The following is a 17,454-nucleotide window of genomic DNA, read 5'->3' on the forward strand; positions in this document are numbered from 1 at the left end:
AGTGCGGCTGCGCGGACACGGTCGAGGCCGCAGAAGCGTCGTTGGTCGAGCTGGAGCAGCCGGTCGACAGAAGGGCCAGGGAACCAGCCACACCTATTGCGGCGCATATGGGTATGAAACGGGTGGATCGAGGCATGCGGGGACCACAACCTTGGTGCAAGAGATTCCGGAAGTGCGAGCGGCGCGGTCCCGCGGGGGCTGGGGGCCGCGCCGCTCCTTCGCAGGAAGGAGGGGGATTCCTTCTGCGGGCTTTACCGGCGAATGCCGGGGAAATCGCAAAGCAGGCCGGAGCGTATAGCTCTATCTGCCTGTCTCATCTGCGGAAGAGTTCGATCTTGTTTCGCCTCTGCGAGACGGTTGAGCTGGCGGGCGCGTTACTCATATCAAGGCCATCAGCCCCTTCCGTGATTCGGGCGAGACCGTGAGCAGATCTCTACGGCCGGAAAACGCCTTGTGGCGTTGGCCGTGCCTGAATCCTTGCAGGGGTTCGCGGACAACTCGAATCACGAAAAAAGCCGGAACTTAATTCCAGGAATTAAGTTCCGGCTTTCGCTCGGGGGGAGGCTTTGCGGGCCCTATGCGGCCCCGTGGCGCAGGTGCTCGATCGCCACGCCGAGCCACGGCGCGGCCGGGCCGGAAAGGAGCAGGGGTGCGCACGTGCTGTACGAGAGGACGACGGCGGACGGCTCAGCAGCGACCCCGGTCAGAAGGGCGTGGTCGAACGGCATCCACTCACGAGCCCTCAGCGGCAGGAGCCGTACCCCGGTTGAGGTGAGCACCACTCGGGCGGCGGTGTGATCGCGCCACTGCGGAAGGGCGGCGTCCTCCGCTTCCTGGTGCCGCCGGGCGTCGAGACGACCGTTGCTCACCCACCGCCGGCCGAAGGTCGGGTGATCCTCGAAATACCCGCTGGCCGAGGTGGGGTAGTCGACCTCCGTCCCGTAGAAGCGGGCGGCGGAGCACGCTACGTCCGCGAAGGCGACTTCACCGGCCGCAAGCGCAAGACCGTCCGCCTGGACCGGCACAAGACTGCCCCCGCCCTGGAGGTGAACCGTGAGGGCGGACGCTGCCTGTACGGCATCGGCGCGGATGGCGTCCTCCGTCCGGTCGCGTCGGCGAGACCACATCGTTGTTCCTTCCTGATCAAGCTGACCGGCCGGGGCCTGCACGGCGCGAGCCACACAGGCCCCGGGCCCGTCATGAGATGAGATCACCAGAGGGCGCTGGAGGCAGCGGCGGGTGTCCTCGCCCTCTCGTCGTCCTCTTCCTTCAGCCGGGCCAGCAGCACACCAAGACGGTCGTTGCTGATCGCCTGGTGCTTGCGGACGGCGTCCCCTACAACCTCACGACTCGTCCGTCCGGCCCGCTCGGTGGCGGCTCGCGCGATTGGCAGCAGCTCTGCCAACCAGTCGTCGTCCGCCTCCCGGTCCTGTGGGCATTCCGCGTCGTCCGGGACGGACGGTTTTTCTCCGTCCGTAGGGGTGCGGACCGCCGTGGGTTCAGAGGATTCCGTGCTCTCCGGCACTGCTGTGGTCGGCGGGTGGTCCGCAGGTCCGCCGTCCGGTCCGTCCGCGCTCTTACCCTCCGTCTCCTCTCCGCCCGCTTCCGCGGACGGATGAGACGCGGCGTCCTCCGTACGTGGTTCTACGTCGGGGTGGGGCTCGGCTTTCCGCAGGTCAACGGTCGCTGTGGCGGCGACCTGCGGCGCGGACGAACCGCTTGTCAACGGTCGTGGAGGCATCGAAGCCGGTACTTCCAGCGGACGAGGACCTTGCTGGACCGCGACGCGTTCGAGCGTCGGAGACTCCTCGCGGACCGGTCCGGGACCAGTGGCGGCCCGGTCCGGGACCGCCCGCTCAGCCGTCCGCGCCATCAGGATGTAGAGGTGGACCGATCCGGCCAGTGCGAGGGGCGCGAGCATCGACAGCACACCGACGACGCTGTCCGTGAGGTGCAGCGCGGACCGTCCGGCCTGCGGAGAATCGTTCAACGTGATGGCGTGCAGAGCGTTCGCGCCGAGGCTCGCCCCGGTCGCCGCGAGGAACAAGAACCAGGCGTAGAGCCGTGCGGCGAACCGCTGGTGCCGAAGGAGCACGATCGCCCGCACGCCGTAGGCAATGAACCCGTCGATGAACACCGGGAACAGGTAGGACAAGGTCTCCCTGGCGTGGATCGCGAGGGCGATCTGACGCAGTGCGTCGTATGAGAAGGCGAAGCCGGCCGCGCCGAGCAGGATGATCGCACTGCGGTCCCAGGCCGTCATTCCGCGCAGGCTGTAGCTCTCCTGCCCTTCGGCTTCCGCCGTGTCTATGTGCGCGTGTGACATCAGAGCTTGCCCCCGTCGCGCGGGCTGATGTCCTGCCAGGCCGGGGTCTGCGAGAGGAGCTGCCCGAGCTGTTCCAGAGACGTGACCTCGTGCACGTGCTGACTCGGGCAGCTCACGCACGACACCCGCAGGGAGATTCGTTCTGTGCCGCCGTGATCGGTGTAGTACAGCTCCAGGTGCTGGCCTCCGGTCGTGTCGAGCGACGCGAAGGCTTGCAGGTGTTCCTCGAAGCTGAGAAGTCCCAACACCTCCCAGTCGAGCGTGACTGCGGCGTCCCCCAGGAGGGTGCGTGCGTACTTGGACGCTGCGGTGATCGACCTCGGACCCCAGGAGCGGAACGCGGCCTCCCGAGCGGTCTTGCGCCGCTCCTCTGCGGTGGTGAGGTGCTTGGCCGCAGCGAACATGATCGGGTGACTCATCGGAGGCCTTCCAGAAGATCGGTAGTGCGGGGTGCGGCGCCGTCGCCGGGCTCGTTGGCGAGACGAAGGAGAACGTCCGCGTGGCACGGAGCGTCGAGGGGGCATGTGCACATCAGGTGGAGCCCGCGCAGCGCTCGGGCGAAGCGAGCGGCGTAGTGGCGTCCGACCGGGCCCCGGAGTGTGGCCTCGAAGAGGTCCACCGACTCCGCAGCGTCCATCGGGGGACCGAGCGGGGACCGAACCCCGGTTGTGAACGGGTTCGCGTACCGGCTGCGGGGGCCGACGTATGCACAGGCTGTGGACAAAGCTGCGGCGTCGCGGGGTGCTCCGCAGAGGCGTACAGGCATCAGGCCGCCCTCCCGCCACGGCGCCTGTCGGCGCCGATCATCGGCACGAGGGTCGTGACCATCTCGGCCAGGCGGCTCGCCACGCGGGCCCCGACGAAGTCGCTCAGGTCCGGGCCGTTCTCATCACGGGCCGGAAGGTTGGACGTGATGATCGTTGGCAAGCAGTGGTTGTACCTGTAGTTGATCAGCCGGTACGTGACCTCTTCGGTCCACTCCGAGGTCTTAGCCGTGCCGAGGTCATCGAGGAGCAGGTACTGAACCCGGCTGAGCCGTTGCAGCTCGTGTTCTGCTGCCCCCATGACCTGTGACGGGCGCAGGTTGCCGTACATGTCCGCTGAGTTCACGGCGATCAGCTCGAACCGGTCCGGTCCGCCGGCCGCGATCCTCCGCAAAGCCCCGTATGCCTGGTGCGTCTTGCCCGTCCCCGTGAGACCGGTGAGGAGCAGAGCGCCAGCGGCAGCGTTGTCCGTGAGTGCCCGGTCAGCCCAGCCGATGACCTCCGGCAGCGTGGCCTCGGCATCACGGAAGCGGGGAGGGGTTGCCCGCTGCCAGCGGCTCACGGCGTAGTCGGCCCGAGCCCGGCAGTGCCATTCGCGGTCTCCCGGGTTCTCTTCCGCTGCCTCGTCGGCGGGGTTGACGTCCGGCACGGCCTGAAGTCCTTTCGCAGCGAGTATTCGTTCCATGGCGCGCATCGACCTGGCGCTGCCCGCGCGTTCCGGCTCTGCCATGATCAAAATCCGTTCTGGTAAGCGCTGGGGGCGGCGGTGTTCTGAAAGGGAATCCAGCCTCCGGACTGCCGACGCAACGGCACGACATTCCCCGGGGAGGCTGCTGCGGGAGCGTGCGAGGGCAGATCAGCCCAGATACGCAGCAGATAGCGGGCGGACTTTGGCGGGCGGTCGGCGTTCCATCGCCGCGCCACCATCTCGACCAGCCGTTCATTTCCCCAACGTGCTGCGAGAGCTGTTACCCGATCCCATTCTGATTCGGTCAGTCGCCAGCCGACGAGCATTCCAGCGCTTGTTATGGCTGTTACCAGGTCCTTGGCTCCGTCGGGAACCCTCACCGAGTCCTGCTTGGCGATGGTGTTCTCTCGACGTGACCCCAGCAAGCTAGCTTGCTCTTTGGTGGTGGTAGTACTCCCGTAGGGAGTACTACCACCACGTACGCGCGAGGAAGAAACTTCCAAGTCTGTGTGCTGAAACTTCCCACTTCCGGCTTCCGGAGCGGAGTTCTGGGAGAGAAGTTCCTGGAACCTGGTTCCCTCTTCTGAATCTTCAGGGTTGGGAGTAGGAAGTTCTTTCTCTGAACCGACACGGCCAACGCCATTGCTGCACAGCAGTATCGAGTAGGTGTTCGGGTTGGACGCTCCCCCTCCCCGCTCGTGGCTGAGTTCCCCGAGCTTTGCCAGCTCTCCGAGGCACTTCGTTATCGAGCGAGGCGTAAGACGAGTGAGCGTGGATATTTCGTCCAGGGTCAGCGTGGCTTTGCCGTCGTCGTCCGCCTCACGGGCCAGGGCCAGCATGACGAGGCGTGAACCCCTGCACGACTTTGATTGCGACCAGATCAGTTCGGTTGCTTTGTCGCTCATCAGTGCTCACCGCCAACTATTGCTATGCGACGGTGCAAGGAAAGGCCGAAAGAGTGGTCGTCCTCCGGGATGTAGCCATGCTGGTGCGGCTCTGGGGTGAGGTACAGCGTTTCGGTAGGAAGGTAGAAATCGTGGGCAAGACGCCAGTCTGCGACCTTGCTGAATCCGCGCCTGACCATGCGCGCCACTTCTTCTTCGGTCCTGCGGTCGATAAGCATGCGGTAGAAGTCCGATTCGAAGAGGTGGGTAACAGACCGGCGCTCGGGATAGACCCGCACGAGTGCGGCTGTAGGTGCAATCTCACGGATCGCGGCACTGATATTTGCGCGTCGAAATCCGGAGGGGCTGTTCTGAAGCATGGGGTGAACTCCCGTGAACGCAGGGTCCGCCGTGCGGAAGAATCGTTTCCTCGGGGGGAGCGTCAGGCCGCGTCTGGGACGACGTGGACCGAGGGCGTGCCCCGCCCGGCCTGCGACTTTCGGTAGCGACGGGCGAGCTTCAGCAGGTAATCGTGCGTTACCCCGAGGCCGCGAGCGACGGCGGCAGCGTCCAGTGAGGGATCAGTGGCGAAGCGCGCAATTACGGCGTCCCGGGCGGGCTTGGTCAAGGCAGCGGTGCACCCTCGAAGCGCGCCTTCTACGGCTTTTTCAATGTCCCGGTCTTGCCATGCAAGCCGCAGCTCTGAACGCTCCGAAGCCAGAAGGCCGCCCCGGATTCCGTACTCGTCGTCATCCTTGAGGGATTCCACCAGACACCTGGCGGCGACGGCCAACGGGCATGACGCGCAGAGATTACGAGGACGGTTTAGGGAGATTCCCAACTTGGTTTTCACCAATTCGGGATCTTCTCTCGGTCCGTCTGCGAGAGGGACGAAAATATTGATGTCCTGATTCCCGCAACGGGCAGATTCGGCCCAGTGCTTACCCGGAGCCTTCTTCGACTCCTCCATGAGGGGCAGCCAGTTTCCCTGGCGCGCAGCCTCAATGAGGCTGAATATGTCAGTGCTCATTTGTGTCTCGCGATGTTCGCAGCGCCGCGAATTGTTGCAACCGGGCGCGAGAGGAGATCAGGAACGCTTACGAGAGCGCCTGGAAGGCTGAAGCGCCATCAGTGCCGACTCGTCATCCCGTGGGGTCTTTGCGCCAGGGCTGACGAAATGCATATCGGAAATCGCGTGGAGGTCGTCCTCCGTGAACTGAACGAACTTCCCGAATTTCCGGTGCGGGAGCGTCGATATGCGCTCACGGAGCCACTTTTCCGGAATGTTCAGCCGTTCAGCGGCTTCGCTGTAACCGATGTGCAGTCGCTTGTCGCGGGAGTCCGTAGCCTGACTGCCCAACAGGGCGTCCAGACCGCCGGCCTGAGCCAAGAGGCCGACCACGGTCGCGAGTCCCTGCAAGTCCACGGCCGGGCCCGCATTCGCCGGTGCCACCGCCGCCATCACGCTTCCAGCCCGCGCAGTTCAGCGGTCCGCAGGTCGAAGGCGTGCCCACCGGATGCCGCCCATCCGGCATGAGGGAACGAGCGGATGATCCACCGGGCGATGGTGAGCGCCTTCGCCCGAGGAACGCGAAGGGTGCGTCCGCGGTCGTTCACGGCGGTGAGTCCAAGGTGGGGCCACAGGGTCCGGGGGCCCTGGAGACGCACCTGTACGACAGCGGCTTCCGGCAGCATGGACGCCAGTTGCGCCGCCAGCCGTTCGGCCGGGCCTGAAGGGATCTCCACCTTCGGGTTGCAGTCCGTAGTAGGGGACATGCGACACTCCTTTATGTGGTATGCCGCTCCGTCGTGCCGTGCGAAAGGACACGGAGTGGCCGTGCGAGTGACCAGTGCCCTTGTCGGGGGCCGCGGATCACGAGCTGTCTGGCGTCCGAGAGGTGCGAACTCTCGGACGCCGATGGCGTTTTGAGGGGAGGCAGCGCACCCGAGTGATGCGCGGTAGCTCCTCTCCACCAAGTCGGTCCAAGATGCGAACCGCAGGTGTGCGAAGGCTGAGAGGGGTGCGAACCCCCTCATTTTTCGCTAAGATGAAGCTATCTTGGTTCGCATCAAAAGTCAACAGTCCGAGGATTCCTCGGGTCACCCAAAAAACGAGGTCCGATGCCAGCTCGCCGTTTCGACAGAGAACATGTGCGTGCGGTACGTCGAGCCGCGGACGTCTCGCAGGCCGACGTGGCGTCCGCCCTCGGTGCTGCGGACTCGACCGTGGCGGGGTGGGAGTCGGGAGCGACGACACCCGATCAAGAGAAGCTGCCTGCTCTCGCCAGGGTGCTGAACCGGGATCTGGACGACCTGTTCCCGCGCGACGGCTTGCCCGATCTGACCGACCTACGGTGCGACGCCGGCCTCTACCGGTACGAGACGCGGGCGGTCATCGGAACTAAGAGCGATGGGCCGGTGGCTGGAGCTGAGCAGGGCGTCCGACGGCTCAAGGAGCGGTACGTCCCTCTCCTGGCGGCTGCGTATGGGGTGACCGAGGACGAGCTGAAGCGTGCCCAGGACCGGTCTTTCGGAGAGGCTGACGAGGACGCCGCCGAGGCCGAGAAGGTGCCGGAGACGCTGGCTGAGAAGATCACTCTCCTGCTGGAGCGCTCCTACCCGGGCAGAACCGCTCCGGGGGATCAGGAGATCGCGGACTCGGTGAATGCCTACGCGGGCTCCCAGGTCACATCGGCCGAGGACATCGAGGCCCTGCGGACGGGTGGAGACGACGCACCGGTGCCCGTGGTCCTCGAAGGTCTGGCCAACTTCTTCGACGTCTCCAAGCTGTACTTCGAGCCGAACGAGTCTGTCGCCCGGCAGGTCTACGAAGGACTCCGCCTCATGTCGGCTGCCAAGCAGGGCAAGGTGGGCCGAGTCCGGGCCCGCGGAATGAGCGCCGAGGGCCTGCCGGCCGATGTCCTCTCGATCCTGAACGACCTGGCCAGCGAACTGGACAAGAAGGCCGGTCCAAGCACCAACAACTAGTGCCGCATCAGGCGACGTTCGACCTGGACTGTGGTGATCGTCAGGGCGTATGGATGAGCGGGGTCAACTGCACGCCGAGCTGATGTTCTGGCTCACCGTGCGGGACACCGTCCGCGCCGAGGAACAGGTAGAAGTACTGCGTCGTCAGCGGCCTCGACGGCGAGGTCTCGCCCGCAGTGGAGCCGCTCAGGGCCCCAGCAGAGTAAAAGTGCGGCAGCCACTTGGGGCCCACGATCGCTTCCACCCAGGCCCGCGCCTCCCCCGGGTCAACTGCCTGGCGAGTGCCGAGCTGCTTGTGCCGCGCGGCGACCGACAGTGTCAGCACAGCCCCTTCATGGCCAGGGCGGTCCAGGAGTACGGCCTGGTCGATGATGTCCCCGACGATGGTAAGGACAGCATGCCGGTCGGTCACCGAGCGCACCGGTCCGAAGCGGTGCGGCACCGTCTTTCCCTCCGCCCGCAACTGCTCCAGCATCTCTTTGGGCAGTACTGAGGCCAGTCCGCTATCAGCCGGCTCCGTAGAGAACAGGTCCCGGCGAAAGTGCCGCAGCTCATCCTCCTGCTTACGCAATACAGTACGAATATCCACAGACATGCCGCCTACGGTACAAGCCGACCTAATACGCATCGAATCACCAACTGTTCCTGGAGCGGCACTGGTGCCCTGTTCTCCGGACCCGCGAGGGTCAGGGAACAGGGCACCAGGGTGAGGTTCTTACTGTCCCGTGCTATTCGGTTCATGGCGCAGACCGGAGGCGAACACGGTTTGGACTCCGCTCAGTGCGGAGAGATCCGCGAGCGGGTCACCGTCCACCAGGAGGAGATCCGCTCGGTAGCCGGGAGCGACCTTCCCTGTGATCTCGCCCAGGCCCAGGGCAGCAGCCGCTTGCGACGTCGCCATGTCGATGATCGAGGCGTTCGACAGACCCAGGTGCGAGTAGAACGACAGGGCCTGAGCAAGCCCGTCGAAGCCAGCACGCTGCACGCCTGCATCTGTCCCCGCGATCAGGCGGACTCCGGCGTCGGCCATCTGCCGCACCAGGTCGAACATCGCGTTGGCGCGCTCCTCGCCGAAGAAGCGCGGGAGCATCTGCCAGTGCGGGCTTACGGCCGGGCAGACGGTGATGTCCTTCGCGATGATCTGCTGAACCACGTCGGGCCGGAAATCCAGGCCATCGCTCGACATCCAAGTGCAGTGCTCGATGGTGTCGACGCCGGCCTCTACGGCTGAGGCGATGCCGTCGGCACCGTGCGCATGGGCCGCGACAGGCACGCCCGCTTTGTGTGCTTCCTCCACAAGGGCGGACAGTTCCTCCGCCGTGAACTGAGACTGGTGGCTCCTGGGGCCGTCCTTCGTGAGGCCGCCGCCGGTGACCATCGCCTTGATGACGCCTGCCCCGGCCGCGAGGTTGCGCCGTACGAGCTCGCGGATCTCGGTCTCGCCGGAGACTTCGCCGCCGAGGAAGTGGCAGTGTCCGCCCACGGTGGTCGCCGGGGTGCCCGCGGAGACGATCCTCGGTCCTGGTGTACGCCGATCATTGATTTCCGCAGCCAGACGAAGCGCCAGTCCGCCGCGGTCGCCGAGATCGCGGACGGTGGTGACGCCACTGCGCAGGAGCTGTTCGCTGCGGCGCCGCATGTCCTCGAACAGGGCTTCATCCGTCGAGCCCTGGAGGGTGGAAACCGGATCAGGCCCGCCATCGAAGGCCAGGTGAACGTGAGCGTCGATGAGCCCCGGCAGCACGGTTCCGCCGAACTCGAATCGAGGCACGTCGGCCCCGGCCCGCTCCTCGATCTCCTTGCGCGGACCGACGGCAGAGATCGAGTCGCCCTCGATGAGAACGGCCCCGTCCTCCAGGTAGGTCCCCGACTCGACGAGCACTCGTCCACCGGTAATCAGCATCGTGACTCCTTGATCTTGCGAGGTCATGCGGCTGCGCGCAGTTCGTCGGATACCGCAATCAGTTGTTTCACATCCGACTCGCGGTCGCTCCCCAGCGCCATCGCGAGCGGGACCGCGCGGCGGGGCGCAGGGGCCCCCTTCTCGATCCGAGCGGAGGCCCGGCGGAGCCGGGCGGCAAGCTCGGCGGAGTCGATGTTGAGGACTGTGCTGTCGTCACCCTCGTCCAGCAGGTACGGGCTGATGTCCACCAGGCCGTCGCGGCACTCCACGATGCGGCGGTGGTAGCGCCGGTGCACGCCACGGGCCCGCCATCGGTCCAGCGGAGCAGAGGACGCCGGCCTCAGCACGTTGTCCGGATACGCCTCCGCCAGCAACTCCCACAGAGGCGCGAGGCGACGGTGATCACGCCGGTGTTGAAGCCAGAGACGTAGGGAGGAAATTCGCGCTCGGGCTCCGGAATAGGTGACACCCGCGGCGAACAGCAGGATGGATGCGACCAAGAGGAAGGCCACGGCCGCCATAAGGGGATGGGGCACATCCACGTCTGCTGAGCGAACGGCGACGATGACGGCTCGAATCGCGCACGCTACGGCCATCGCTCCCAGACCGACGGCGGTCATCCAGAGCCCGGTGGAGTGCGGGCGTCGGGACATGCGGGCGTATTGGCGAGTCCACCGAAACGCCATGCCGAGGGCATACATGAGGTAGAGGCCAGCGCCGCCGTAGAAGAAGGCGATCTGGGGAATCGTCATGTCGGCTGTGCTGAAGCTGCCGGTGAAGACCTCGTGCGGCACCGACACCGCAGCCACGGTGATCGCGACTGCGACGACCCCGACGAGCACGGCCTCCCTGCGTGCCCGCCGACGCCCCGCTTCTTCGTCAGCAGCGGAGTAGAGGTAGAAGCACATGAGGAAGTAGACCGTCAGGAGCAACAGCACGTTCTGGATCAGCTTCGCCGTCCCGTGGCCGGCGACGGTGTCGACTCCGGACGCGCCGCCGGGCATCGCTACGGGGTACGAGAGCGCAGCGCAGAGCAGGCAGAGGGTGACCGAGCGAAGAGGTGCGTCATGCGGGCTTCGCTTCCACTGGTAGAGCTTCCAGACCAGTGCGGCCAGGAGCCCCAGGAGCAGGAGTTCCACGAGTTACAGCCATCCTCGCCGGTCGCCAAGAGCCGCCTCAACCCGGCGCAGGGCGGGATCATCAGCCGGAGGAGTGGAGTTTGCGAGCAGGGCCGACCACTCCAGGATGATCGTCGCCACGAGTTCGACGGAGCACTCCTCGCCGTCGTCGTACGAGCAACGCTGGGCGACACGCTTGACCGCCTCAGTCCCGAAGACCGGCAGCAGGGTGGCCCACCCCTCCACGTCGACGGCCGCCGCGTCTTCATCAGGGGCGGTATCCGGCGTATCCGTCTCCACCTCGCGGGCGGAATCCTCGGCTGCCCTCTCGTTCTCCGCCACGAGGATGTGTCCGACCTCGTGCAGGATGATTCCATCCTGGTGCAGCTCGGTCGTCTCCTGCTGGTACAGGATCACGTCGTAGGTGTCGTACTCGGCCCACATCCCCGAGGGGCCGGGCTTGGGCAGCGGAGCTGCACGCAGAAACAGAGGACGCCCGCGCCGCCGGCTCAGCTTCTCGCAAAGGTCGTGAACGTCGAGCGGGGGAGTGACCCCGAGGTCTTGCAGCTCCCGACGAATCAGACGGTGCAGATCCTTCTCCACCGTCCGGGCCGCGGCTGAACGCCAGCGCCCAAGGCGTCGGCGGTTGACTCCGTCCTGAGCGGGAACCTTGGACTCCGCCGAGTCTCGACCACTCTTATACGACCACACTGAGTAATCCCTCCAACCGGCAGGTGATGGCTCCCCGAGCCAGGCGACACCGCGCCCATGTCGATGACGTCCGGTTCCCGGCGCCGGAAGCGACCGCAGGCGGCTGCGCCTGCGCCCCACAAAACCCCCTTGGAGGGGGGAGGGATGCCAGGCATCCAGGCCGTCCCGTCGCTTCGGATGTCACGTACGTGAACACGCACTGACGCCCCGAGCGGGGCCGCCCCGTGGAGCTCCCGGGAACCTCTTTGGACAGTACGTGACGCTTCCGACAAGGCATGGCCTGAAAGTCATGATCGATTCGTGTAGATGGCAGGTAACTTCGACCGGTCAAAGCGATGTAAATCAACCTTGTTCAATCCCGTACGAGGCTCTGAACTGGGGCTTTGCGGTCTGGCGTGAACGGATCAACTTTCACGAGTCTCTGGGTGACTCCGTTATTAACCTGAGACTTTAAGTGGGACGGGCACTCTCGCAAACGCCCGCGAAATGGACAAAGTGGCTGATCGGAGGGGGTGTGGTGGCGGTCACTCTGGGGCAGTTCGGGCAACTAAGGCGTTTACGCTTTCAGTCATGTCGAACGCGATATCCGCCCAGCCGGACAGTTACCTGGAGTTCTGGAACGAGTACCATCTGTGCACATTGACCACGCTGCGGCCCAATGGGCGACCGCATGTCGTGCCCGTCGGTGTGACGGTGGATGTCGCCGCTGGAGTGGCCCGAGTTATCACCCGCAAATCGAGTCGTAAAGTGGCCAACATTCTCGCGGGTGGGGGCGAAGCCCGCGTGGCCCTGTGCCAGGTCGACGGAGGCCGGTGGGCCACGCTCGAAGGGGTGGCGGAGGTGTGCACCGACGAGGCTGTGGTCGAAGACGCGGTTGCCCGTTACGGAAAGCGATATGGCCGTACGCCAGCCCCGGACCCTGAGCGGGTCGTCATCCTGGTCTCGGTAGAACGGGCACTGGGCCAGACCTTGGGCGCCCGACCCCAGGCAGCCCAGGCCGCTGCGTAGCGTCAAGCGACCCACGACATAGGCATATGCAGACCCTGAGCGTTACTCAGCCCTGAGTTTTCCTCAGGGGTGAGTGACCGAAGTGGCTCTACGTTTGCGGGTCATGACAACAAGTCACGAACAGACGGACCCCGGCGCGGCACCCTTACCGCCCGCGAAGCCGCACCCCGTGTTGAGCGCGGCTCTGCCCGACGGCACTATCCGTAGCATCGTCGTGCGTCTGGCCGCCCACCTCAACGAGCAGGACGGAAGGCCAGCGTCGCCACCCGCGCTGGCCCTCGGCATCTTTGAGAGGGTCGGATCGAACTGGCTGTCCGACTCGTTGCGCGGGGCAATGCCGCAACACAACGAGCCTTTCCGCCAGCAGCTCGGTCGCGAACACCCGTTGTCGCCTGGTAACCGCGTGCCGCCGAGTTTTCAGGGAACCGGACTCAGCGGCTTGGGCTGGCACCATCTCCTGTGCGCGCTCAGCGACCTGCACGGGCAACCCCGGCACTTGGTCAAGGAGACGAATCTCTTCTTCGCCACAGACACCGTGCTGGGCATGTTGCCTGAATCGCCGGCCGTCGTCCTGACCCGGGCGCCCATCGGGATCGCTTCCTCGTTCGCCCGAGGTCGGCTCTGGGACCGGTGGCGCTACGGCGACCGCTACGCGCAGGTTGCCGCGACGGCCCGCGCACCCAGGTGGCGCACGGTCTTCGCCCCGCTCCTTCCGCAGGACGATCCCGATCCGGCCACCGCTTTGGGGCGGCTGATCGTCGTGAACTCGCTGCTGCTCGCCCGCGCCCTCTCCGACGGAGACGAGCCGTCCCGCCGTCCCCGCCTGGTCATCCCGTACGAACAGCACGTCAGCGATCCCGGACGTACAGAAGTGGGCCTCACCCAGTTCCTCGGTATCGGAATGCCGGAACCGGCCGACGAGTCGCCTAACGCTGCTGGCACCACGACTGCGACGGACACCACCTTCGCGACCACCGGACGCAAGGACACCTTGGTCGCCGAATTGGCCGCCGGTGTGGTGGACCTCGTCAGCGCTGCGGTAGAGAAGACGGTCGCCCAGGCCCGCCAACAGCTCGACCCCGAAGTGACCGAGACCGTCACCCAGTGGCTCGCAGGTGACGATCAGTACGAGGTGCACGAACCCGTGCCCCGGCCCAACCGCCGCGTCCGCCCCCAACCTTCTCCCCAGAGGATGGCCAAGCCGGCTTACAGGCCAGTAGGGCAGGCCCAGTGGCGCAATCTGCTGGTCACTAACGCGGAAATGGCCGAGCTGCTGACCATGCTGCACGCGGGCGGGGCAGTGAACTCCCGGCTCGGTACCAATCTCCTGGTGTGCCCGATGCCCCACGAACGTGGTGGACGACTCCACCACGACCCGGCCGATCGGCGCTGGCGGGTCAGCCGCGGATACGAGTCCCATCCCGCGTACTGGGTCACGTGGATCGGGGCGGCCGTCGCGGCCGCATGGTTCGGAGCGCGGTTACCCAGCCGGGCCGAAGCCTTGGCCGCCACGAAAGGAGCGCGGGCGTACAACAGCGGCTATGTCGTGGGCGACAGCTGTCCTGTGGTGGAACCCGGCCTTGGCGATCGGGAGATTCACCACCTGATCGGCAACGTTCAGATCTGGTGTGGCGATGGCCCCGCGCTGCCCGCATCCCAGCCCATGCAGCGGTACCTGTTCGGTGCCGCCTGGAACACGCCGAGCACCGAAGATGCCGTGTCGGCTGTCCGCTCGCGCTACCTGCTGGGCTCGTCACGAGGCGTTGGGGTTCGCTTGGTGCGCGACCCCCGCACCACCGATGCCGCCCGGCTCGGAGCATGGGAGCTGGCGCACCTGCTCAATCAGTGGGTCGACGCCGTCAACGAGTCCGCCCGGACCACGCCAGGCGGACTCGACCGGTTGCTGATCAGTTCGCTGGGCTTATAGGCCGATCGCGGACTTCGGCCCCATGTACGAACCCGCGCCCGGGAACCCGTCCCGGCAGAGCTTCACGAACACGTCACTGAAGCCTCGGTCGGGCAGATCGTCCAGCGCCACGAACTCGACGCCTCGGATCGGGCGCGTGTCCGCACCCTCCTTGACCGCTCCGATCTCTCCGCCCACGATGCGGGCCTCGAAGGTGATGTGAACGACGTGAGCACTCGTGTTGTCGCACAGGTACAGCAGCCGGCCCACTTCAACCTCGGCGCCGGTCTCCTCCTTCATTTCTCTGCTCAGCGCCTCTTCCAGAGCCTCGCCGTCCTCGACCTTGCCGCCAGGCAGGGACCAGGTCCTGGGGCCGTCGGTGTCCTGGTTGAGCACCAGGATCTTGTCGTCCTCGATGACGATGCCCGTCACACGTGTATGCATCCGCCGACGCTATCGCTCGGGGGACCGGCCCGAAGGAGACACCGATGAAACGGCCGTCAACCTCCGCCGTGCCACCCGTGGTGATCGCCGCCGGGGGATTGGGCACCCGCGTAGGCAGTTGGTCACCGTACCTGCCCAAGGAGCTGCGGCCTGTCTGTGGCCGGCCGGGCCTCGCGCACATCGTGGATGAGGTCGCTGCCATCGGGAGTGATCGCGCCGTGGTAGTCCACCACCCGTACTACACGCCGCTGATCGACTGGACCCGCCAGGTCCTCGCTCCAGGGGCTTTGGCCCGCTACCGGAGCCTCACGAACCAGCTTCCGGCTCAGCCCCGAGCCGCCGACCACCTGCAAGTCGACTTCATCGCCCAACGCGGCCGATACGCCGATGTCACGTCCGTGTTGAACGGTTCCGAACACCTGCGCACCGGGGAGTTCTACGTGGTCTTTGCTGACAACGTGGACCCCACCCATACAGCGCTCTCCGCGCTCGTCACAGCGACCCCGTCAGCCATCCCGGCGGTGCTGGCCGCACCCTTTGACGCCGGCGCGGCAAGCAGCCACGGAGTGATCCTCTGCACCGGCGAGGGCCCAGTGCAGAGGATGGTGGGGCTGGTCGAGAAGCCTGACCGAGACGAGACGATCCGGCTGGAGGCGGAGTGCGGCATCGCCAATCTCCGGCTGCTTCAAGGGAGGATGAGAGTCACGCCGAGGCTGCTGCGCTACCTTGCGGCAGTGGCTCAGAGCACGATCAGCGAGCCGAAGTTCTCTTTGGCCTTGGCCTCATACGCGAGATCGCATCGCGTTGACGTGGTAACGAGTAGGCAGCCCTTGACGGATCTCGGCGTCCCGAGTCCGACGAGGGAACTGGTGCCGGGCCACTGACCCCAGGCGCGGGCAAGGGCCCGTGCTGACGCCAACAGGACCGCTTGCGGGTGACAGGCAGCACTTTGCTGGCGCAAGTAGCGCCGGTCAGTGCGCTTATCGCCTGTATGGCAAGGTGTGTAAGGGCTTGATCGGAGCTGGAGATTTCCTTCAGCAACGTGTGCCGGGGCCGTGCTGACGTGTCAGCACGGGAGCCTGATCGAGGCGGACAGAGCAGGACGCAGGAGGATGGAAACAGGGCCTAATGTCCGATTCTCCGGCGTTTCCGCAGGTCAGAGAGGTAACAATTTCGGGTTCGAATCTCCTAGGCTCCACCCCCGAGAGGCCCCCTGACCTGTGGAAACACCGGTCAGGGGGCCTCTCAGCGTTCATCGCGGCAGCACCGTGGCCAGCACGGAGCCCAGTGGAGTTCCGGCGAGGGCAGTGGGTCCTGTGGTCGAGGGGACCGCCTTCCGGTACGGGGCGTTGCATGGCTACGGGCGCCGCATGGCTACGGAGTGCCGTTCGGAAACGGGGGCCGGACCGCGTCCGGCAGCGCATCCCCGAGGTGGCCTGCCCGGTGCTCGGCTCCCGAGGGTTCTCGCGCGTCCTGAAGCCTTCGCGACGCTTTCTGGAGCCGGTCCGCCCGTAGGAAGGGCGTTGGACGGTCCCGGCGGGTTGATGCCAAAATGAGAGGCTCACCCCGCGCAGTCAGCCCGAATTCCCCCTTCGCGGGCCGATACGACAGGAGCTCCAGCCGTGTCCAACGCGCGGACGGTCCAGCAGTTCGAGAAGCGCATGGCGGAGGTCTTCCGGATTCGCCCGGCCCAGGTGAAGGACCTTTTCAAGGGGGCGAGGCCGACCGCGATCCGCGTCAACCGCCTCCTCGACGAGGGCACCTACCAGGACACCCTGCGCGTGGTGCGGGAAAAGGCTCCGAAGGCCTTTCCGGTCGACTGGTGCGAGCACACCTTCCTCTGGCCCGAGAACGACGGTTTCGACGACATTCTGCCGATGGCCCACGAAGGCCGCGTCTATTTGCAGAACGCGTCCAGTCTGATTCCGCCGGTGGCCCTTTCCGCGCGCCCCGGCGACAGCATTCTCGATGTGGCCTCAGCCCCCGGCGGGAAGGCATTCCACGTCGCGGCCCGGGTGGGGAACGACTGCAGCCTCTGGCTCAACGACGCGGCGGCTCCGCGTGCCCGCAAGCTGGGCGAACTGGCCGAGGTGTACGGCGTGAAGTACACGGAACTGACCACGCACCCCGCGCAGTACCTGGACAAGTCCCTTCCGGCCGACTCGTTCGACCGGATTCTGCTGGACGTGCAGTGCTCCGGCGAGGGCCGGGTCGATCTGCGCCGCCCGGTGACGCTGCGGTACTGGTCCGAGGAACGCATCGAGAAGTACAAGTTCCTCCAGACGAAGATGCTCAGCGCCGCCTACCGGCTGCTGCGGCCCGGCGGCGTCATGGTGTACTCCACCTGCACGCTCAGCCCCGAGGAGAACGAGTTCCCGGTCAGCAAGATCCTGCAGCGCCACTCGGATCTCACCGTGGAGCCGCTCGGCTTCTCCGAGCCGTCGTTCCTGCCCGGGGTCACCTCGTGGCGGGGCACGAAGTTCGACCCGCGTCTCACGGATGCGGTCCGGGTAGCTCCGACGGAGACCTTCGAGGGCTTCTTCGTGGCGAAGATCGTAAAGGCCGGCACGGGAAGCGCGTAGCCCTGCGGGGAGCCGGGCCGGCCCACGCGAAGACCCTCCGACCCGCACTTTCATCGGGTCGGAGGGTCTTCGCACGTTCCTGTACTGCTTGCACTGCTTGCACTGCTTGCACTGCTTGCACTGCTTGTACTA

At 66.0% G+C, this 17,454-nt stretch carries 19 protein-coding genes; 5 read left to right on the forward strand and 14 right to left on the reverse strand.

Annotation, left to right across the window (positions count from 1 at the left end; genetic code table 11):
* Nucleotides 1-575: 575 nt before the first annotated feature.
* The 9 genes from ACFWVV_RS09165 to ACFWVV_RS09205 all read right to left on the reverse strand — a co-directional run bounded on the left by ACFWVV_RS09165 (nt 576) and on the right by ACFWVV_RS09205 (nt 6,438).
* On the reverse strand, nt 576-1,127 hold the full coding sequence (locus ACFWVV_RS09165; protein WP_384311947.1) for a hypothetical protein: 552 nt from the start codon (nt 1,125-1,127) through the stop codon (nt 576-578).
* A gap of 83 nt (nt 1,128-1,210) precedes the next feature.
* Nucleotides 1,211-2,326 carry a DUF2637 domain-containing protein gene (locus ACFWVV_RS09170; protein ID WP_384347757.1) on the reverse strand — a complete coding sequence of 372 codons (1,116 nt, stop codon included), beginning with the start codon at nt 2,324-2,326 and terminating at the stop codon, nt 1,211-1,213.
* On the reverse strand, nt 2,326-2,745 hold the full coding sequence (locus tag ACFWVV_RS09175) for a DUF6195 family protein (protein ID WP_384311944.1): 420 nt from the start codon (nt 2,743-2,745) through the stop codon (nt 2,326-2,328). The genes ACFWVV_RS09170 and ACFWVV_RS09175 overlap by 1 nt, the downstream gene beginning before the upstream one ends.
* Entirely contained in the window at nt 2,742-3,092 is a 351-nt protein-coding gene (locus tag ACFWVV_RS09180) for a DUF4326 domain-containing protein (RefSeq protein WP_384311943.1), read from the reverse strand. Before ACFWVV_RS09180 ends, ACFWVV_RS09175 begins: the two co-directional genes overlap by 4 nt.
* On the reverse strand, nt 3,092-3,820 hold the full coding sequence (locus tag ACFWVV_RS09185) for an ATP-binding protein (protein WP_384347760.1): 729 nt from the start codon (nt 3,818-3,820) through the stop codon (nt 3,092-3,094). Before ACFWVV_RS09185 ends, ACFWVV_RS09180 begins: the two co-directional genes overlap by 1 nt.
* Nucleotides 3,821-3,822: 2 nt before the next feature.
* Complete coding sequence (locus ACFWVV_RS09190; RefSeq protein ID WP_384311940.1) at nt 3,823-4,683, reverse strand: hypothetical protein; 861 nt, start codon at nt 4,681-4,683, stop codon at nt 3,823-3,825.
* Nucleotides 4,684-5,104: 421 nt separating this feature from the next.
* Nucleotides 5,105-5,692, reverse strand: coding sequence for a WhiB family transcriptional regulator (locus ACFWVV_RS09195; RefSeq protein WP_384311938.1), 588 nt, complete (start codon nt 5,690-5,692; stop codon nt 5,105-5,107).
* Between the two features lie 57 nt (nt 5,693-5,749).
* Complete coding sequence (locus tag ACFWVV_RS09200; RefSeq protein WP_384311936.1) at nt 5,750-6,124, reverse strand: hypothetical protein; 375 nt, start codon at nt 6,122-6,124, stop codon at nt 5,750-5,752.
* The gene (locus ACFWVV_RS09205; RefSeq protein WP_384311935.1) at nt 6,124-6,438 is read right to left on the reverse strand and encodes a transcriptional regulator; all 315 of its coding nucleotides are present in this window, start codon (nt 6,436-6,438) and stop codon (nt 6,124-6,126) included. Before ACFWVV_RS09205 ends, ACFWVV_RS09200 begins: the two co-directional genes overlap by 1 nt.
* Nucleotides 6,439-6,783: 345 nt before the next feature.
* Between ACFWVV_RS09205 and ACFWVV_RS09210 the strand changes: the two genes are divergently transcribed.
* Entirely contained in the window at nt 6,784-7,650 is an 867-nt protein-coding gene (locus ACFWVV_RS09210; RefSeq protein ID WP_384347762.1) for a helix-turn-helix transcriptional regulator, read from the forward strand.
* A 40-nt stretch (nt 7,651-7,690) separates the two neighbouring features.
* Here ACFWVV_RS09210 and ACFWVV_RS09215 read toward each other — a convergent pair whose 3' ends face one another.
* The 4 genes from ACFWVV_RS09215 to ACFWVV_RS09230 form a co-directional block, all read right to left on the reverse strand.
* Nucleotides 7,691-8,245 carry a hypothetical protein gene (locus ACFWVV_RS09215; protein ID WP_384347765.1) on the reverse strand — a complete coding sequence of 185 codons (555 nt, stop codon included), beginning with the start codon at nt 8,243-8,245 and terminating at the stop codon, nt 7,691-7,693.
* 120 nt (nt 8,246-8,365) lie between these two features.
* On the reverse strand, nt 8,366-9,553 hold the full coding sequence (locus tag ACFWVV_RS09220) for an amidohydrolase family protein (protein ID WP_384311930.1): 1,188 nt from the start codon (nt 9,551-9,553) through the stop codon (nt 8,366-8,368).
* 23 nt (nt 9,554-9,576) lie between these two features.
* On the reverse strand, nt 9,577-10,692 hold the full coding sequence (locus ACFWVV_RS09225; RefSeq protein ID WP_384311929.1) for an MAB_1171c family putative transporter: 1,116 nt from the start codon (nt 10,690-10,692) through the stop codon (nt 9,577-9,579).
* A 3-nt stretch (nt 10,693-10,695) separates the two neighbouring features.
* Nucleotides 10,696-11,274 (reverse strand): hypothetical protein, encoded by a 579-nt coding sequence (locus ACFWVV_RS09230; RefSeq protein ID WP_384311927.1) that lies wholly within the window; start codon nt 11,272-11,274, stop codon nt 10,696-10,698.
* Nucleotides 11,275-11,952: 678 nt separating this feature from the next.
* Between ACFWVV_RS09230 and ACFWVV_RS09235 the strand changes: the two genes are divergently transcribed.
* Nucleotides 11,953-12,390, forward strand: a complete 438-nt coding sequence (locus tag ACFWVV_RS09235) for a pyridoxamine 5'-phosphate oxidase family protein (protein WP_384311926.1) — start codon at nt 11,953-11,955, stop codon at nt 12,388-12,390.
* Nucleotides 12,391-12,493: 103 nt separating this feature from the next.
* The gene (locus ACFWVV_RS09240; protein WP_384347767.1) at nt 12,494-14,317 is read left to right on the forward strand and encodes an SUMF1/EgtB/PvdO family nonheme iron enzyme; all 1,824 of its coding nucleotides are present in this window, start codon (nt 12,494-12,496) and stop codon (nt 14,315-14,317) included.
* On the opposite strand, the gene ACFWVV_RS09245 is transcribed toward ACFWVV_RS09240, so the two are convergent.
* The gene (locus ACFWVV_RS09245) at nt 14,312-14,740 is read right to left on the reverse strand and encodes an NUDIX domain-containing protein (protein ID WP_384347770.1); all 429 of its coding nucleotides are present in this window, start codon (nt 14,738-14,740) and stop codon (nt 14,312-14,314) included. The two genes, ACFWVV_RS09240 and ACFWVV_RS09245, sit on opposite strands and share 6 nt — an antisense overlap.
* Before the next feature lie 44 nt (nt 14,741-14,784).
* On the opposite strand from ACFWVV_RS09245, the gene ACFWVV_RS09250 reads away from it, so the two are divergent.
* Nucleotides 14,785-15,624, forward strand: a complete 840-nt coding sequence (locus ACFWVV_RS09250; protein WP_384347773.1) for an NTP transferase domain-containing protein — start codon at nt 14,785-14,787, stop codon at nt 15,622-15,624.
* 738 nt (nt 15,625-16,362) lie between these two features.
* A complete protein-coding gene (locus tag ACFWVV_RS09255; RefSeq protein WP_384347775.1) occupies nt 16,363-17,322 on the forward strand; it encodes a hypothetical protein in 960 nt (319 codons plus the stop codon).
* Nucleotides 17,323-17,454: the final 132 nt, after the last annotated feature.

It is taken from the genome of Streptomyces sp. NPDC058663, assembly GCF_042716745.1.
Lineage (GTDB): Bacteria > Actinomycetota > Actinomycetes > Streptomycetales > Streptomycetaceae > Streptomyces.

Coding starts and splice junctions, on each gene's coding strand:
- ACFWVV_RS09165 (WP_384311947.1), bottom strand. CDS start 1,127: ATGTGGTCTCGCCGACGCGACCGGACGGAGGACGCCATCCGCGCCGAT.
- ACFWVV_RS09170 (WP_384347757.1), bottom strand. CDS start 2,326: ATGTCACACGCGCACATAGACACGGCGGAAGCCGAAGGGCAGGAGAGC.
- ACFWVV_RS09175 (WP_384311944.1), bottom strand. CDS start 2,745: ATGAGTCACCCGATCATGTTCGCTGCGGCCAAGCACCTCACCACCGCA.
- ACFWVV_RS09180 (WP_384311943.1), bottom strand. CDS start 3,092: ATGCCTGTACGCCTCTGCGGAGCACCCCGCGACGCCGCAGCTTTGTCC.
- ACFWVV_RS09185 (WP_384347760.1), bottom strand. CDS start 3,820: ATGGCAGAGCCGGAACGCGCGGGCAGCGCCAGGTCGATGCGCGCCATG.
- ACFWVV_RS09190 (WP_384311940.1), bottom strand. CDS start 4,683: ATGAGCGACAAAGCAACCGAACTGATCTGGTCGCAATCAAAGTCGTGC.
- ACFWVV_RS09195 (WP_384311938.1), bottom strand. CDS start 5,692: ATGAGCACTGACATATTCAGCCTCATTGAGGCTGCGCGCCAGGGAAAC.
- ACFWVV_RS09200 (WP_384311936.1), bottom strand. CDS start 6,124: ATGGCGGCGGTGGCACCGGCGAATGCGGGCCCGGCCGTGGACTTGCAG.
- ACFWVV_RS09205 (WP_384311935.1), bottom strand. CDS start 6,438: ATGTCCCCTACTACGGACTGCAACCCGAAGGTGGAGATCCCTTCAGGC.
- ACFWVV_RS09210 (WP_384347762.1), top strand. CDS start 6,784: ATGCCAGCTCGCCGTTTCGACAGAGAACATGTGCGTGCGGTACGTCGA.
- ACFWVV_RS09215 (WP_384347765.1), bottom strand. CDS start 8,245: ATGTCTGTGGATATTCGTACTGTATTGCGTAAGCAGGAGGATGAGCTG.
- ACFWVV_RS09220 (WP_384311930.1), bottom strand. CDS start 9,553: ATGCTGATTACCGGTGGACGAGTGCTCGTCGAGTCGGGGACCTACCTG.
- ACFWVV_RS09235 (WP_384311926.1), top strand. CDS start 11,953: ATGTCGAACGCGATATCCGCCCAGCCGGACAGTTACCTGGAGTTCTGG.
- ACFWVV_RS09240 (WP_384347767.1), top strand. CDS start 12,494: ATGACAACAAGTCACGAACAGACGGACCCCGGCGCGGCACCCTTACCG.
- ACFWVV_RS09245 (WP_384347770.1), bottom strand. CDS start 14,740: ATGCATACACGTGTGACGGGCATCGTCATCGAGGACGACAAGATCCTG.
- ACFWVV_RS09250 (WP_384347773.1), top strand. CDS start 14,785: ATGAAACGGCCGTCAACCTCCGCCGTGCCACCCGTGGTGATCGCCGCC.